This window comes from Pseudanabaena sp. FACHB-2040, assembly GCF_014696715.1.
GTDB lineage: Bacteria > Cyanobacteriota > Cyanobacteriia > Phormidesmidales > Phormidesmidaceae > JACVSF01.
Genome location: NZ_JACJQO010000008.1, coordinates 103,615 through 120,747, shown reverse-complemented (window position 1 = coordinate 120,747; position 17,133 = coordinate 103,615). Strand labels below are relative to the sequence as shown.

At 52.4% G+C, this 17,133-nt stretch carries 12 protein-coding genes and 1 pseudogene; 6 read left to right on the top strand and 7 right to left on the bottom strand.

Annotated features, from left to right (window positions below; genetic code table 11):
• Positions 1–9: 9 nt before the first annotated feature.
• From H6G13_RS12090 to H6G13_RS12080, 3 genes are all read right to left on the bottom strand, one after another.
• Positions 10–2,055: an ATP-binding protein gene (locus tag H6G13_RS12090; protein ID WP_190483467.1), complete on the bottom strand. Its 2,046-nt coding sequence runs from the start codon at positions 2,053–2,055 to the stop codon at positions 10–12.
• Positions 2,056–2,388: 333 nt separating this feature from the next.
• The gene (locus tag H6G13_RS12085) at positions 2,389–3,279 is read right to left on the bottom strand and encodes a M48 family metalloprotease (protein ID WP_190483466.1); all 891 of its coding nucleotides are present in this window, start codon (positions 3,277–3,279) and stop codon (positions 2,389–2,391) included.
• A gap of 124 nt (positions 3,280–3,403) precedes the next feature.
• Positions 3,404–3,637 (bottom strand): sugar-binding domain-containing protein, encoded by a 234-nt coding sequence (locus H6G13_RS12080; RefSeq protein ID WP_347277468.1) that lies wholly within the window; start codon positions 3,635–3,637, stop codon positions 3,404–3,406.
• 107 nt (positions 3,638–3,744) lie between these two features.
• Between H6G13_RS12080 and glpK the strand changes: the two genes are divergently transcribed.
• A complete protein-coding gene (glpK, locus tag H6G13_RS12075; protein WP_190483465.1) occupies positions 3,745–5,229 on the top strand; it encodes a glycerol kinase GlpK in 1,485 nt (494 codons plus the stop codon).
• A 225-nt stretch (positions 5,230–5,454) separates the two neighbouring features.
• Entirely contained in the window at positions 5,455–7,092 is a 1,638-nt protein-coding gene (locus H6G13_RS12070) for a glycerol-3-phosphate dehydrogenase/oxidase (RefSeq protein ID WP_190483464.1), read from the top strand.
• A gap of 66 nt (positions 7,093–7,158) precedes the next feature.
• Here the strand turns inward: H6G13_RS12070 and H6G13_RS12065 are convergent, their stop codons facing one another.
• Complete coding sequence (locus tag H6G13_RS12065; RefSeq protein WP_190483463.1) at positions 7,159–7,359, bottom strand: hypothetical protein; 201 nt, start codon at positions 7,357–7,359, stop codon at positions 7,159–7,161.
• Between the two features lie 578 nt (positions 7,360–7,937).
• Between H6G13_RS12065 and H6G13_RS12060 the strand changes: the two genes are divergently transcribed.
• Together H6G13_RS12060 and H6G13_RS12055 are read left to right on the top strand one after the other, a co-directional pair.
• Entirely contained in the window at positions 7,938–9,437 is a 1,500-nt protein-coding gene (locus H6G13_RS12060; protein WP_190483462.1) for a NarK family nitrate/nitrite MFS transporter, read from the top strand.
• Between the two features lie 219 nt (positions 9,438–9,656).
• A complete protein-coding gene (locus H6G13_RS12055) occupies positions 9,657–10,130 on the top strand; it encodes a hypothetical protein (protein ID WP_190483461.1) in 474 nt (157 codons plus the stop codon).
• A 12-nt stretch (positions 10,131–10,142) separates the two neighbouring features.
• Here H6G13_RS12055 and H6G13_RS12050 read toward each other — a convergent pair whose 3' ends face one another.
• A complete protein-coding gene (locus tag H6G13_RS12050; protein ID WP_190483460.1) occupies positions 10,143–11,012 on the bottom strand; it encodes a LysR family transcriptional regulator in 870 nt (289 codons plus the stop codon).
• Between the two features lie 88 nt (positions 11,013–11,100).
• Here H6G13_RS12050 and H6G13_RS12045 point away from each other — a divergent pair, with 88 nt between their 5' ends.
• The gene (locus H6G13_RS12045; RefSeq protein ID WP_199305868.1) at positions 11,101–12,147 is read left to right on the top strand and encodes an NAD(P)-dependent alcohol dehydrogenase; all 1,047 of its coding nucleotides are present in this window, start codon (positions 11,101–11,103) and stop codon (positions 12,145–12,147) included.
• Between the two features lie 28 nt (positions 12,148–12,175).
• On the top strand, positions 12,176–13,240 hold the full coding sequence (locus tag H6G13_RS12040; RefSeq protein WP_190483459.1) for an aldo/keto reductase: 1,065 nt from the start codon (positions 12,176–12,178) through the stop codon (positions 13,238–13,240).
• A gap of 205 nt (positions 13,241–13,445) precedes the next feature.
• On the opposite strand, the gene H6G13_RS12035 is transcribed toward H6G13_RS12040, so the two are convergent.
• On the bottom strand, positions 13,446–16,502 hold the full coding sequence (locus H6G13_RS12035) for a calcium-binding protein (RefSeq protein WP_190483458.1): 3,057 nt from the start codon (positions 16,500–16,502) through the stop codon (positions 13,446–13,448).
• A gap of 363 nt (positions 16,503–16,865) precedes the next feature.
• Positions 16,866–17,049 (bottom strand): annotated as a pseudogene (locus H6G13_RS29435) (ring-opening amidohydrolase); the annotation flags it as partial.
• Between the last annotated feature and the right edge of the window lie 84 nt (positions 17,050–17,133).

The following is a 17,133-nucleotide window of genomic DNA, read 5'->3' as shown; positions in this document are numbered from 1 at the left end:
CTGCGCTAGCTAAGCAGGGGAACTGATCACCTCTGAGATTGCATTGATTAAATCAGCCGGATCGATAGGCTTGGTGATATGCCGCTGAAAGCCTGCCGCCAGCACCCGCTGCTGATCCACCTCTCCAGCGTAGGCCGTCAATGCGATCGCTGGCATCTGTCCTCCTGCTGCTGCTGGCAGCTGCCGGATTTGGCGAATCAGCATGTACCCATCGACCTCCGGCATACCAATGTCGCTGACCAAAATGTCGGGGTGAGACTGGGCCAACGCCACTAGGGCCTCTTGGGCTGATGTGGTTACGGTGGTGAGGGCCCCGCTCTGCTCCAAAATGTGCGCCGTTAAATTTCGGGTGTCTTCGTCATCATCTACGATCAGCACCCGCGTTCCGGCTAGAGAGGCCTGGGCTACTGAGAGAGACACCTGCGCCGGACTGGGGCGGCTGTCTCCCTGCAGCGGTAGCTTTACGGTAAAGGTTGTGCCCTTGCCCAGGCCCGGACTCTGTGCCGCCACTGTGCCGCCATGCAGCTCGACAATGTGACGTGCGATCGCAAGCCCCAACCCCAGCCCGCCAGAGTTTCGCGTTGTGGTTGCATCGGCCTGGCGAAAGTGGTCGAAAATGTGCGGTAAAAAATGCGGCTCAATGCCTTGACCGGTGTCGCTCACCTCAATTTGAGCATAGGCGTCGGTGTAGGCCAAACGCACCTCCACCCGGCCCCCAACCGGCGTGAACTTAATTGCGTTGGACAGCAAGTTCCAGATGACCTGCTGTAGCCGATGGGCATCTCCCAGCAGCAGCCCGGTGTGGGGTATCAGGTCTGTTTGCAGATCAATGGAGCGGGCTTCTGCTGCCAGCCTGACTGTTTCTAGGGCCGAGGCAATGATGACTACCAGATTAACAGGAATGCTTTGCAGCACCAGCTTGCCCTGCAAAATGCGCGACACATCCAGCAGATCCTCGATTAGTTGAGAGAGCGATCGAGCATTGCGATCAATCGTTTCTAAGGCATTTTGTCGCTTCACTTCGCTCAGGTTGCTAGTCAGCAGCATCCGGGTCCAGCCAACAATGGGGTTGAGCGGCGTCCTCAGTTCGTGGGAGAGCACCGCCAAAAACTCATCCTTGATGCGGTTAGCCGCTTCTGCCTGCTGGCGGGCGGCCTGCTCTCGCTGCAGCAGGTCGTTGCGCTCGGTCTCTGCCTGTTTCTCCTGGGTTACATCCTGGTAGTAAACCGACAGCCCCTCCGGTGACGGGTAAGCCCGAATCCGAAACCAGGCATCAAAGCCCGGATAAAACGCCTCCATATCAACCTGCACCTGCTCTGCCACCGCTCGGTGATACGCGTCGTAAAAAGCGGTGCCCACCGATTCTGGAAACACCTCCCAAACTACCTGGCCCAGCAGCTCTTCTTGAGTTTTGCAGACCATCTCGGCGGCCCGCTGGTTGATGTAGGTGTAGCGCCAGTCGCGGTCAAAGGCGGCAAAACCGTCTGTAATGCTCTCTAAAATTCGAACAATTCGTTGACTGGAGCGCTGCAGCTCCTGCTCGGCCTGCTTGGCCTGAGTGACATCTCGAAAGTAGATCGACAGCCCTGTGGAAGAGGGATATAGGCGAATGGCAAACCACTTTTCAAATTCTGAATAAAACTCCTCATATTCGATCGGCACCTGCTCGGCCATTGCCCGACAGCTGAGGCTATAGGCTTGAGTGCCAACCAGGCTAGGAAAAGTCTGCCAAACATTTTTGCCTAGCAGAGAGGAACGAGCTCTACTGAGTAGAACCTCGGCATGGCCGTTGACAACGGTATAGCGCCACTGGTTATCAACACAGATGAGCGCATCGGGAATGACCTCAAACAGAATGGATGCCTGCTGCTGGAGCGCCTGCAGCGAATAGTTGACTAAGCGAAGGTGGGTCTGCTCTTCTGCCAACTGCTGGTGAAGGGCTTGCTCCTGCTGGTGCGCTTGCTCTGCGAAGAGTTCTAGAACCTGTACTCGCTGACGTAGCAGAGCAATCTCACTGAGAAGCTGTTCCTTCGTTTTGTCGGCATTTTCCCGCATTAGGTTAGCAGCTGTAGCAAATGCTTTTAATTTTCCTCAACAAAGCATAGGTCATTGCTTTCTTCTAAATCTTTCTACTTTAGAAAGATGTTTAGTTTCGCGGTTCCGCTTTTTAACTGTACCCTGGGCTTCACTGCCGCTTCGGGCGAGATCCAGCCCTAGGCAGCGGCGTGGTGGGCAGATGCGAGCAGCTCCAAAATTTCAGAATCTTTCTAGCCGTTGTCACCAATCAGAATAAAGGGCAGATTGGGGTGCTCGGGGTAGATACCCTCATCTCGGAGCACCCGCCCCATAAAGCGAAGCTGGTCTGCACTGCTATAAACCGGCCTAGTTTTATGACGCTGTTTGCGACACTAAAGCAGGGGTTTGTAGTTTTTCGGCCAGCTGCTTTAGCCGCTCAATCCGGGCTTCGGTCGAGGGATGGGTGCGAAATAGGCTTTGCAGCCCTTCCTTAGACAGCGGGTTGATAATTAGCAGCGGCGATAAGGCGGGGTTGCCGTTCATTGGAATTTGGTGGCCCACCCGCTCTAACTTCTCCAGCGCCGTTGCCAGCGCTAGGGGATGCTCTGTAATCTCGGCAGCTCCCGCATCAGCTGCAAACTCACGGGTGCGAGAAATAGCCAGCTGAATCAGCGTGGCCGACAGCGGAGCCAAAATCACCAAAAACAGAATTGCCAGCGGGTTGCCGCCTCGACGGTCATTGCGAGAAACAGGAAAATACAGAGCGCCAAAGGTAAGAATACGGCCCAAAAAAGTCAAGGCTCCGGCAATCGTTCCAGCCACGGCCTGAGTCAAGGTATCTCGGTTGCGCACGTGCACTAGTTCGTGGGCCAAAACGCCCTCTAGCTCCTCAGGCGAGAGCAGATCGAGAATGCCCTGCGTCACGGCAACGGCAGCGTGGTTGGGGTCGCGCCCGGTGGCAAAGGCGTTGGGCGACTCATTGCGAACAATGTAAATGTTGGGCGTAGGAATACCTGCGCGATCGCTCAGCCGCGCTACCCGCTCATAGAGGTCAGGCGCTTCCTCCTGGGGCAAAGGCTGGGCCTGAAACGCCGCCAGCGCTGCTTTGTCGGAGTAAAACCAGGAGCTAAAGCTAGTAAATGCCGCAATGGCCAGCCCTGCATAGAGTCCTCGCTCATCGCCCACTAGATAGTATCCGGCCAACACCAAAAGACCACTCAACAGGCCCAGCAGCGCCGCCGTTTTCAGACTATTGCCAATCATGACTCAAGCTATCCAATCGTAGATACTCCCGCTAACATCGCAGATTCTGGGCTTATGCCATATCTATCGGGTGAACGAAATGGCGATCGCAGCAGGGCTGAAGTTAAGATTTGTTTAAAGCCTTTTACACATCTAGAAGGGCTCTAGCAGTCGGTTCATCGAGAATCAGTTCATTCATCAGTCCACCGATTAACGCCGATCTCAAACCGTTTACCTTGCCTAATCCTGAGACAACGCACAGCGCATGTCTGCTGTTTTGAAACAGAGACAGATCCGGGCCGGTAGCCCGAGTATTGAGTGGAATGTCTTGATAGCTGCCATTTTTGCGGAAAAAGACGGTCGCAATGTCGCCAACCACACCCTCTCACCGCAGTTCCTCAAAATCTTGTGCCGACAAATAGCCCTCGCTGTAGACGTAGTTGGGCACACGACCGTGGTCAGAGTCAACACCCAAAGGACACCTCCATGACTCAGTACATCCTCGCCTTTGACCAGGGAACCACCAGCTCCCGCGCTATTGTCTTCGACCATCAAGGCAACATTCTTTCCCTGGCCCAGAAGGAGTTTCAGCAGATCTTTCCCCAGTCTGGCTGGGTCGAGCACGACGCCGACGAGATCTGGTCTTCCCAAATTGGCGTTGCCAATGAAGCCCTAGCCAGAATCGGCATTGCCGCCAGCGATATTGCCGCTATCGGCATCACTAACCAACGCGAGACAACTCTAGTGTGGGACCGCAAAACTGGTCGCCCCATTCACAATGCGATCGTCTGGCAAGATCGCCGCACCGCCGAGTTTGCCGACCAGCTCAAAGCCGCTGGCCACGAAGCCCTGTTCCAAAGCAAAACCGGCCTGGTGATTGACGCCTACTTCAGTGGCACCAAGCTGAGGTGGCTGCTAGACAACGTCCCCGGTGCTCGCGACAGGGCTGAACGCGGCGAACTGGCCTTCGGCACTATCGACACCTGGCTAGTCTGGAAGCTGACCCAAGGAGCGCTGCACATTACCGACGCCACCAACGCCTGCCGCACCCTGTTCTACAACATCCATACTGGCGACTGGGATGACGAACTACTCACCCTGCTCGACATTCCCCGCAGCCTGCTGCCCGAAGTTCGCAGCTGCTCTGAAGTCTATGGCTACACGGCAGAGGGCTTGCTCGGTGCCCAAATTCCCATTGCTGGAATCGCCGGAGACCAGCAGGCAGCCACCTTTGGCCAAGCTTCTCTCCAGCCCGGTATGGCCAAAAACACCTACGGTACCGGCTGCTTTATGTTGCTCAACATCGGAGAAAAACCCATCACCTCCTATCACAAGCTGCTCACCACCGTCGCCTGGCGGGTCAATGGCCGCACCGACTATGCCTTAGAAGGCAGCGTCTTTATTGCTGGGGCCGTGGTGCAGTGGCTGCGCGATGGGCTCGGCATCATCAAGCGCAGCGAAGACGTAGAAGCCCTAGCCTGCAGCGTGCCCGACAACGGCGGCGTGTACTTTGTCCCTGCCTTTGTTGGTCTAGGTGCGCCCTACTGGGACAGCTATGCTCGCGGCACCATCACCGGCCTCTCTCGCGGCTCGACCGCAGCCCATATCGCCCGCGCCGCTCTAGAAAGCATCGCCTACCAAACCGCAGACGTGATTGACGCCATGCGCCAAGACTCAGAACTCTACCTCACTGAGCTGCGAGTCGATGGCGGAGCTTCCCGCAACGATCTGCTGATGCAGTTCCAGGCCGATGTGCTCGGTGTGCCCGTGGTGCGGCCCAAAGTCACCGAAACAACGGCTCTGGGCGCAGCTTACCTGGCCGGTCTAGCCGTTGGCTACTGGGAAAGCGAGCAAGAAATCGTTCAGCTCTGGCAAATGGAAAAGCGCTTTGAGCCAGCCATCAGCGCTGAACAGCGAGCCACCTTGCGTGAATCTTGGCGGCAAGCCGTCGCCCAAGCCCGCCACAGGTAGATCCAGTTGTTCCTAGTTACCCCTCTAAGGGTCTTAGTTTGGTGTTGAGTCTTGCGAAAACCCAATCCCTCCCTCTGCGAAACCTAACCTCTCCTTGATGTTATGTTTCGCTTTACTTAGCACCAACTTACAAGTTTTCTTTACAGCCGCTCTCACACAGATACAACACACGCACCAATTCTGTTAGCCCCCTAAAGCCCCCGCTTCCTTCACCCAGGAATCTCCATGAACGCTCCTCTAACACGCGAAACAATTTTGACCAGATTGCGCCACTCCGATGAATGGGATTTCATCATCATCGGTGGCGGCGCGACAGGCCTGGGTACAGCAGTAGATGCGGCCAGTCGGGGCTACAAGACCCTGCTGCTAGAGAAATATGACTTTGCTAAAGGCACCTCTAGCCGATCTACCAAGCTGGTGCATGGTGGGGTGCGATATTTGGCTCAGGGCAACCTGACGCTGGTGCGAGAAGCGCTCTATGAGCGGGGTTTGCTGCGTCGCAATGCGCCTCACTTGGTGCAAGATTTGGCCTTTGTGGTGCCCGGTTATGCCTGGTGGGTGCAGCTCTACTATGGGGCTGGGCTCAAGCTCTATGATCTGCTCTCGGGGCAGCTGAGCCTGGGGCATAGCCGCTTTTTGAGTGAGCAAGCGACTTTGGAGCGGGTGCCAACGCTGCAGCAAAAAGGGCTGCGAGGCGGCATTCTCTACCACGACGGCCAATTTGATGATGCCCGGTTGGCCATCACGCTAATGAGGACGTTGACCGATCAAGGTGGCGTGGCGCTCAACTATGCTCCGGTTGTGGGCCTAATTAAGTCTGGGGAAAGGGTCACTGGCGTTTGCGCTCAAGATACCGAAACGGGAGAAACCCTTGACCTCAGGGGCCAGGTGATTGTCAATGCCACAGGGGTTTTCGTCGATGCAGTGCGGCGTATGGATAATCCCGCTGCCCAGCCGATGCTGTCTCCCAGTCAGGGGGTGCATGTGGTGGTAGACCAGCGATTTTTGCCCGGTCACAGCGCCATGATGATTCCTAAAACAGAAGATGGGCGGGTGCTATTTGCCGTGCCCTGGCATGGGAAGACTCTGCTGGGCACTACCGACACGCCGGTAGATCACCCTGAGTATGAGCCGCGTCCACTGGAGGCGGAGATTGATTTCATTCTGCGAACGGCGGCCCAATATCTCAGCCCTGCCCCTACCCGTGCAGACGTGCTGAGCGTGTTTGTTGGGCAGCGTCCCTTGGTTAAAGTGGATGATACCGAGTCAACTGCTGCTCTATCTCGCGAACACACCATTCGCGTTTCGAGTTCTGGCCTGCTGACGATTACGGGGGGTAAGTGGACCACCTACCGCAAAATGGGCGAAGACCTGGTTGATCAGGCGATACCACTGGCGGATCTGCCGCCTCGACTCTCCGTGACCGAACCGCTCAAGCTGCACGGCTGGACCCAAACTCCAACGTCTGACCCGTTAGGCGTCTACGGCAGTGATGCGGCTAGCCTGCAGCAGCTACCGGGGGCTGAGGTGCGGCTTCACCCTCGCCTCCCTTATCTAGAAGCTGAGGTGCGCTGGGCGGTACGCTACGAAATGGCCCGCACGGTGGAAGATGTGCTGGCCCGCCGCACCCGCGCCCTGCTGCTTGATGCGGCGGCCAGTCAAGAGGCAGCCCCTCGGGTAGCCGCGATTATGGCGGAGGAACTGAAATTGGGTCAGGACTGGCAACAGGGGCAAGTTGACGACTACTGCTTACTGGCTGCCGGGTATTTGCTGGAGCAGCCAGTGAATGCTGCAGCTGCGAGTTCGGCCCCTTCGACAGCTCAGGGAACTGGCAAGCTGCAGAGCCGGGAACTGGTTCGGTAGAGACTTCCTAGTCTAATCAGCCTTTAAAGACCCGGTTTTTTCAAAAAACCGGGTTTCTGTGCTTTCTTAATCCTTATGCCCCAACCCGCTCCACAGCGCAGCTTCCCCATAGAGAGCTGCATTACTAGCAGAAGGACTGGCAATTTCTAGGCCAAAAAGAACTGAGGTGGAACCGACGAAAACGGCTGCTGCCGCAATGCCTAGCATCGTTGCCCAAGTGTCTACTAAGCGGATCGGGGATGAAGGCTGGGGGTTGTAGGATTTCATGGCGCTAACTTTAGAGGCTATGGCTCACTAATCCTATCAATTCTGTAGCTTTTAATACAGAAATTTTTACAGATGTTTGAAAATTGAAGTTAGTCTTGCAGTTAGTGCATTGAATGACGCAGAAATCGAATAATCATTTTTTTCAGCCGCTCCACAACTCTCTTCTCTAAACCGAGCGCAGAGATCTGCACTCAGCTAAAGATTTGGTGCTCATTAAAAGAATCGGTTTTTAAGTTGCAAGAATTGCATTGACTGAATGCACAAATTTTATTAACTGCAGAATTTTGTGATGACTTACACAAAGTGCCCCTGCTGTGATGAGTAGTCTTTCTTAGTAGAACGGACTACTTTTAGGATTTTGCGTCTTTATGGTTTTTATGGAAAATACCCCTCAGCCGGGTTGCTTGAAGGGGTTTTTCCCTGCTGTTTATCCGAGCTTTAAACTGGCTGGCTCGGCTTTAGTAAAAGTTTTTTAGTTTGTAGCTGCACGCTGCAGGCGGTTGTCTTTGTTGAGGTCGCTATTGCTGTAAACCTCACAAATGCCGACTCGTGTACCTAAGTTTAGGAGTTAATTTGCGATGGCTAACTTATTGTCATTTACAGGCAGACATAAAATCCTGCACCTGACTTGGTTTGCTTTCTTTATTTCTTTTGTGGTTTGGTTTAACTTTGCCCCGCTAGCCACAGCAGTAAAAGCTGATCTGGGTCTGACCGATCCACAGATGCGAACTATCGCGATTTGTAATGTTGCCCTGACCGTTCCGGCCCGAATTATCGTGGGCATGGTTTTGGATCGATTTGGTCCTCGAATTACCTATTCCTGTCTGCTGATCTACGCAGCATTTCCCTGTATCGCTTCTGCACTGGCGCAAAACTTTGAGCAGATGGTCTATGCTCGTCTAGCGTTGAGCATTGTGGGCTGCGGATTCGTCATCGGCATTCGGATGGTGGCAGAGTGGTTTGATGAGCGAGAAATTGGTCTAGCTGAAGGGATTTACGGGGGCTGGGGCAACTTTGGCTCAGCCGGGGCAGCCTTCACACTACCGTCGATTGCAACAGGTCTAGGGTTTCTGGCGGCTGGGCAGGCTAACTGGCGACTTGCGATCGCACTCACCGGTATTGTATCTGCTGTCTACGGCGTAATTTATTACCTAAATGTCACCGACACGCCCCCTGGCAAGGTGTACCAGCGGCCCCCCAGCAGTGCGGGTATGGAAGTGACCAGTAAACGCGATTTCTGGTTTTTGCTGCTGATGAATATTCCCTTGGTTGGGGCTTTGGGCGTAATTTCCTGGCGTTTAACCAAAGTCGGGTTCATCGGCGCGGGTACCCTGCCGGTCATCAGTCTTTTGCTGGTGGCTCTATTTCTGTTTCAGTCATACAACATCTGGCAGGCTAACAAACCCCTAATGACTGGGCGAAAGCAATATGCTGCCGCCGAGCGCTACAAGTTTTCCCAGGTTGCCAATTTAGAGCTGGCCTATATTGCTTGCTTCGGTTCAGAGCTGGCTGTCGTCTCCATGTTGCCCACCTATTTTGAGCGTGGGTTTGGGCTAGCTGCTGCTGCCGCTGGGGCTGTTGCTGGCATGTACGCCTTTATGAATATCGTGGCCCGCCCAGGGGGGGGCTGGATTTCTGACAAAATTGGCAGCCGTAAATGGACCCTAGCAGCCACTATCGGCGGCACAGGCGTGTCCTACCTGCTGTTCAGCATGTTTGGTCAGGGCATTCCCATCATTTTTGTAGTGCTGATGACCATGCTGGCCTCCTTTTTTGTAATGGCGGCAGAGGGCGCAACCTATGCCATCGTGCCGCTTATAAAACCCCGTATCACTGGGCAAATTGCCGGTAATGTTGGGGCTTATGGCAACGTGGGTGCAGTCGTTTACCTGACCGTTTACAGCCTGTTGCCCCAGGGCATTAATGGTGACCGGATGTTCTTTCAGATGCTGGGCTGCTGCGCTTTAATCGTGGCGTTCTTAAATGCGTTCACAATGAAGGAAGTCGCAGGATTTCATCATGCTGAAGACCCTGCTGCTGTTGCTGTAAAGCAGACGGAAAGGCTGATTGATAGATAAAAATTCAGTTGGGTCAGTTGGGCCGCTAGCTTTTGGGCGACATGTCTGGGCCTCAGATTGCACTAGGGTGTGGAGTTGCGATTCCGAGGCCCAACCCGCTACGACTGAGCCTTTTGGCGCTAGCATCCACTAAACGACCTGGACATCGGCCTAGCGGAGATAGACATACGCAGCGCAGATGCTTACGATCTGCAGTAGCGACTCTAAAATTCACGCCCAATGCCCCCAACACTGAATGAACCCCTTTCCCTCGAAATTTCTGAACAAATCAAAAGCAAAGCAGGCGCTCCCTTTGACAACACCCATCGAGCTGTGCTGACGCTGACTGGAGCGACCTACGTCCAAGGGTTTGTGGTTTTGAATAACGGGCAGTATGAGCCTATCGAGCACGCCTGGATTGAACTGGGTGAAGACATTATCGACCCGACGCTACCGCATATAAATAAAGCCCGGCAAGAAATCTATTACTTTCCTGCCCAAAGCCTCAGCATCAAGGCATTAAAAGCCTCTATTGAAGAGGCCCGGGAGGATTACCCAGACGATCCTCCGCTGCCGATTTACGGTGCTCCGCCCTACGAGTATTACGGTGACGTAATGCTAGGGGGAAAAGACTATGTGAATGCTTATCAAGCCGCCGAATTAAAGAGCAGAGAACTCAAGGTGGCGAAAGATGCACGCAAACAAAAGACCTGATGTTGTCAAGTATCAGGCCTGTTTGACTAAAGCTAAGAAGTCCTCTAGAACTGGAGAAACCTGCTGTTTGCGCCAAGCTGCTGCAATTTCCAAAAGGGGAGTCGGGGTTGACAAGGCGCGATAAGTAACACCAGCACTGTGGCGGGCCTCCGCACCAGAGGCAACAAGTGAGACACCCATGCCGGATGCAACGAAGCCTAGCACTACTTCCGGTGGGCTCGCTTCTTGCACAATTTGCGGGGAAAAGCCAGCTTCCTGACAAAGCCGCATAAATTGCCCATACAAATCGGGCTTGACTGACTCAGGACAGACAATAAACGGTTCGTTGGCAAGCGATCGCAAATCAATCTGTGCTTGATGGGTCAGGGGGTGGTTGGACGGTAGGGCAACGACCAACGGTTCACTGAGAAGCGTCACGGTCAGCAAAGCCGGATGGGAAATTGGAGCATGAACAAAGCCAATGTCGATTGTGCCGTTTAGAAGCGCTTGAATTTGCGCCTCGGTTGACATTTCTGTGAGCGTGACAACAACATCCGGCAACTGTTGACGATAGGACTGAATGATTTCTGGCAATACTCGATTAAAAGCGCAGATGGAAAACCCAACTGTCAATTTCTTGGGCTGAACTGCCTGTTGAGCAACTTTGGCGGCTCGCTCTGCTTGGGCTAGGGTCAGCCTCGCTTCGTCTAAAAACGCTTGCCCTGCCGGGGTAAGCGTAACACCCCGCCTGCTGCGATAAAACAGCTCGACACTCAGTTCATCCTCTAGCTGACGGATTTGACGGCTCAGGGGGGGCTGCTCCATAAACAGGCGCTCGGCTGCCCGCCGAAAGTTCAGCTCTTCCGCCACAGTGACAAAATATTTGAGCTGCCGCAGTTCCATCGCCGTTCTCCCAAAGCTCTGGGGTGATACCGATAGGGTATCACCTTAACTCAAAATAGGTGTTGGACGGATCTCTTGAAGCGACTGCATGATGAACCTAAGGCGTTTAGGTGGCTTCATGAGAGCGATCGCACTACACGATGATTTCGGTATCAATCAGCTACAGCTAATTGAGCAGCCTGACCATACTCCAGGCAAAAATGAGGTGCGGGTCAAGCTACAAGCAGTTTCCCTCAACTATGTAGATCTGCTGGTGATTAAAGGCTTGCTTAATCCCAAGCTATCTCTGCCCTATATTCCTGTCTGTGATGGGGCGGGGGTGGTGAAACAGGTCGGGGAAAGCGTCACTATGTTTAAACCTGGTGACACCGTTGCAACGACCTTTATTCCAGATTGGATTGATGGCAAACCGACTGCGGCTAAAACAGACTATTCCACCCGGCAGGGATTAGGCGCTGTTGTAGGACAACTTTCAGACTACAAGGTGTTTTCAGTAAATCAACTAATTCACAGCCCAGCAAATCTCTCAGCAATTGAAGCTTCCACCCTACCCATTGCTGGACTCACGGCCTGGAACGCACTGAAACATAGCAATTTGCAGGCAGGACAAACCGTTCTTCTGCACGGTACGGGAGGCGTTTCTATCTTTGCCCTACAGTTTGCCAAAGCCCAGGGTGCAACCGTCATTATCACCTCCAGCAGTGATGATAAACTCAAGCGCGCTCAGCAGTTAGGGGCAGACTTTCTGATCAACTACAAGAGCACCCCTGATTGGGAAGCGGTTGTTCATCAAGTCACGGCAGGAAATGGTGCAGACATCGTGATTGAAACGGTAGGCGGTCAGAATTTGCAGCGATCGCTCAATACCGTGCGAATGGGTGGGTATGTGCCTGTTGTTGGCCTGCTAGACGGATTTGATGCCAACATCAATGCCTTAACGCTACTCCATCAGCAAGCCACTATCAAAGGCCTGGAAGTAGGCAGTACCCAAGATTTTTCTGAGATGAATCAGGCGATTGAATCTCACAATATTCACCCGGTCATCGACAGAGTTTTTTCTTTTGAGCAAGCTCAATCTGCATTTGAGTACTTAGAACAAGGTCTTCACTTTGGCAAAGTCGTTGTCACAGTCTAGTCCCCTTTAACTTCAACCAAAAAAAGCCATGCAATACAAACTTTTAGGCGCGACTGGATTAAGGGTTTCTGAGCTTTGCTTAGGAGCAATGACCTTTGGTGAAGATTGGGACTGGGGCGCAAATCGGGAAACCAGCCAAGCGATATTTGAAGCCTTTGCGGAGGCAGGCGGCAACTTCATCGATACAGCCAATATCTACACCAATGGCACGAGCGAAAAGATGCTGGGCGAATTAGTAGGTTCGGAGCGCGATCGCTTCGTTATCGCCACAAAGTACACCATGATGATGAACCCCGATGACCCCAACTCCAGCGGCAATCAGCGCAAGAACCTGATGCGATCGCTAGAAGCTAGCCTTAAGCGGCTGAACACCGACTACATCGATCTCTACTGGGTGCATATGTGGGATACAGTGACCCCGATTGAGGAAACTATGCGAGCACTCGATGATGTCGTTCGGTCGGGCAAAGTTATGTATATCGGCATCTCAGATGCGCCGGCTTGGATTATCAGTCGGGCTCAAACCCTAGCTGAGCTGAAGAACATGACGACTTTGGCTGCAGTTCAGCTTGAATATAATCTGGTTGAGCGCACTGTTGAAAGAGACTTGCTGCCAATGGCAGAAGACTTAAATTTAAGTATCCTAGATTGGTCGCCACTTGGAGGTGGAGTCCTCACCGGAAAATACCTAAATAACGATTCTGACCAAGATAATCGTCTCAATAAAGCAGAGTATTTCCAGCATTACAAGGTCGATCGGGCTATGCAGATTGCTCAAGTTGTTGTTGATGTTGCTCGTGAAGTTGAATGCAGTGCGGCACAGGTTGCGCTCGCCTGGATTCGCCAGCAATCGCCTCGGCATATTCCCATTATTGGGGCGAGAAGCTTGGCTCATCTCAAGGACAACTTGGGCTGCTTAGATATTACATTGAGCGACGATCAGCTGATGCGTCTTCATGCTGCTAGTGAAGTTGATCCTGGATTTGCTTTGAAATTCCTGCGTAGGCTGCAAAACTTGTTTCTTGGAGCAGCAACCGAAACGCTAGATTTAAGCCTACACCCAACCTCAAAAATGGTACTTGACCGCAAGTAATCTGGCCCAAAGGTTAGGCCCTGTAAACGTTTACAGCGGTTTTTAGATTAGTAAGCTACAGGCTAGGGTAGATGGGTGGTGAATGTAAGCGAAAACGCCTGCATGTCCTAAAAAGAGCAGAATTAGAGAGGTGGGTGCGATCGCACCCACCTCTCTCACCGCCTAAGCTCTTGATCACCCGGCTGAGCTTAATCCACGCCTAGCCTTAGCCGATAACCCGACCGGCTTCAAACCGACCGAAGTTAGCATAGTGGTCAAATCCACTGGCAAAGTAGCCTTGGCCAACCGCATTTTTCACGTCAGCGTTGGCCGCTAAATAAAGACCCTCATTAAAGAGAGCATTGGGGCCGTGTCCACTGCTTTGACCGTAACGGGCGTAGTGCTCTAGGCCCGACATCGCCTTGACTGCATTAGGATGAACCTCACGGTAGTAGCTCTCATCAAAGATTAGGCCAGCAGCCCGTCCCTCTGCGGCACCAAACTCAACATAGTGCTCAAAAGCACTTCTGAAGCTGCCCTGGTTGACGGCATTTTTCACATCAGCATTGGCTGCTAGGTAGTCAGCTGCATCAAACGACTTGCTAGCAGCGCGATTTTCCTGATGTCCGTACAGCATGAAGTGCTGGAGCCCACTCTGGACCACCCTCTGGCTCACAGCAGCAGCCACATCAGAGTTTTCCGCTAAGTAAAACGCTTCGTCGTAGAACGCGCTCGGATTGCGCCCTTCTACCCAGCCGTAGTTGATGAAGTGGTCGTAGCCAGAGGGCAAAGCTCCGCCTCGCACAGCTACTGCCACATCTGCATTTTTACTGAGATAAAAGGCTTCATCGAACAGATGAGGGACAGAAAGGCCGCCAATTTCCACCGCAGCAAAGGCCGGAGCCGATCTGCCTTTTAGCTGGTTATACGCAGTCTGCTGAGCCAGCGTAAATGCTCCAACCTTGGGAAGCTGAATGTGGGCCTGGGGCGAAAAGTTGCTGGGCCTGTTCTCCAAGACGCCAACTGTTCGCCCACCATAGGACAGATTGCCCGTGCTTTGGTCGTAGACAAACTGGTTTAGGTCGAAGTAAGCTTTGAACGCAATGCGATCGCCCTCTTGAGCGTTAAAGTCAGTAATTCTATCAACCCCACCTTGGGCATCGAGCACAAAGGTATCGGCTCCTGCTCCACCCGTGGACACATCACTGCCAGCCCCGCCTTCGAGGTAGTCATTGCCGCCCTCACCATAGAGAGCGTCGTCTCCTTCTTCTCCAAGAAGCTTGTCATCGCCATCATTAGGGCTCCACAACCCTAACTGCATCAGTCGCCCAGAGAGCTCCCCAAAGCCGCCGTAGAGCACATCGTTACCAGCACCGCCTTGAATGATGTCATCCCCTAGCCAGCCACTGAGCTTTTCGTGACCCCGACCTCCCCTAACCACGTCGTGGGCGTTTGTGCCCAAACCAGTCCCGCTGTCTTGCAAAATTGGCGTCTTATTAAAGGTGCCAATCATGCCGTTGTAATGCAGACCCTGAATGGTTTCAAAGAACGAGGGACGATTGCCTACAAACGCCTCATTAAAATAATTATCTGCTCGGATCTCTAGGACTACGTCGTCAGAATCTTTCTGCCCACTGCCTGGCTTTGCATCCCCAACTAAATGGACAAACGCGCTCAGTCCTTGCTTGGTGTCTCCTTCTCGGATGACATACTCATACTTGTACAGCTTAGATTCGCGGTTGAGTTTGTCTAGAGATGGTAGAACAACATGGTCAACGCCAATTTCAAAGTCTTCAATAACGACCTTGTCCCGGTTTTTGATGTTAACCTCTAGTTCACCAAACTCCATTGAGCTTTTTACCAGGGAGCTGCTAAAAGCTGTTGCATTTCTATTGATGCGTTTAATTTCTTTGCTGCGCTCATCGGCATCTAGGTAGGTGTTTACCCCAATAGCTGCAGCGTCTACGCCGATACCGACTAACGATCCAACCACAGGGACAGATCCCGCTAACCCTGAAGCAACAGCGAAAGCCAGATCAACACCAATTTTTGTTCCATTAGGCCCTTCATTTTGGGGCTTCATAGCATCAATAATGCCGCTAGCAAATCGAGCAAACGCCTCCAAGTTAGTGTTAAAGGCATAGGTGGTTGTGGCTTCATCTAGAACGTCAATCACAAAGGTATCGGCTCCTGCGCCCCCAAATAGACTGGTATTGCCACCATCAACGGCTACAGCGCTAAAAATAACGTCGTTACCAGCACCACCGTGGATAGAGTCTCCGGTGTCCTCGGTCCTGATGATGTCGTCGCCATCACCACCGTAGATAATATCCCTACCGGTACCAGTATTTATCGTGTCATTACCACTGCCGGCATCAATGACGTCATCACCACTTGTGGTTTTAGCGATATCATTACCTGCCCCCAAACTAGCAAAGTAGGCTATCTTGCTAGACCCAACGATCTTGTTGTTGTAGAGATCGATGTTGAAGGTTGAATCCTTGCCAGTGGCATCAATAATGTCGTTACCCTGCCCAGTGACGGCATAAATCAGTTCAATGTTTCTAAACGTATCTCCTTGAGATGTTGTGCCAATATCAACAGCTTTTATTTCCGTTTGACGATCTTTAATTTCCTCTACAATCTCCTGCTGAGAAAGAATGATTACGCTTGTAAGGCTAGACTCATAATTAAGCAGCAACGCATCCTTGCCCTGCCCCCCGTCAAGAAAGTCTAAGCCTGAACCCGGAATGATATAGTCATTACCCAGGCCGCCCTTGATGACATCATTGCCTGATCCACCATGGAGCTGATCGTCGCCATTGCCTCCGTAAACTTCATCGTTTCCTGCGCCTGCAAAGAAGCGTGAGTGAAAGTTGTGGCTGGAACCGCCAACGGGAACATAGTCTTCGCCAAACTTATCGTTATACTGGCTGCCGACGCCGTGAAAAGCCTTTAGGTTGTTGAAGTCGTCATTGTCGCCTTCTGCCGTTTCGTTTCCAAGCAGAACCCTAATAGGATTATCAGAAAATGAGCGGCGGTTGATTCTGTTTAGATTAATTTCAACCCCTTGATTCGAAGCTGAGAAGGAGGCTGAAATTACGTCCTGCTTCCGAAATACCCTAGGGCTTCCTAAGGTTTTAGATGGGGAGTCGTTAGTGTCAAAGGCTGTAAAGATGTCCCGAGACTCTTTAGATACAGGATTGTATTCAGGTGTGAAGTCAAAGCTTTTGATGAAGTTCTCAGTGCTTGAGACGGACTGGGAGGAAATGTTATCAGACATTTGGGGGCTCTCTAGAAGTAAGAGTTTGAACTCCTTGATGTCTTGTACTTCAGGCCGCTTCCAGAGGATTTCTAACCAGATTTCCTATAAAATCTCATGCCAAGCTGTGATACACATCACGTTTCTTGAAACACTCTATATGTTAGAGCCATGCTTTCTAGAGCCATTCCTTAACCAGAAATGGACAGAATTTGAAAATCGATAGGAGGCGATGGAAAAAGTTGACCAGGTTAGAAACGACCTGGTACTAAATGAGGGCAAGAGCGCTTAGGTTGAGCGAGTTTAGGTTCAAGTCGGCGATCTGGGCAATGCTGTTCTTCCGCCAACGTTCCTTCTGCCATCATATAGAGACTGCAGTCGTTATTATCGATCAGCAATACGGGAAATAACTGCAACAGGCCCACCGCCAGGAGGCCCTTGGTGTTCACCGCCCCCTGAAACATAGACCATCGGGTCTTGCACTACGGCAGCCACCACCGCCCCAACCACCCGCTCGCGACATGCGGGTATGGCTGATATCTGAGTCGTCTAACATTGTGTGTCGTCTTGCTTAGCGTGTCGAGCTTGCGAAACCCAACAAATTCTTGAAGCTGTTGGGTTTCGCTTTGCTCAACTCAGCCTATGGAAGCTG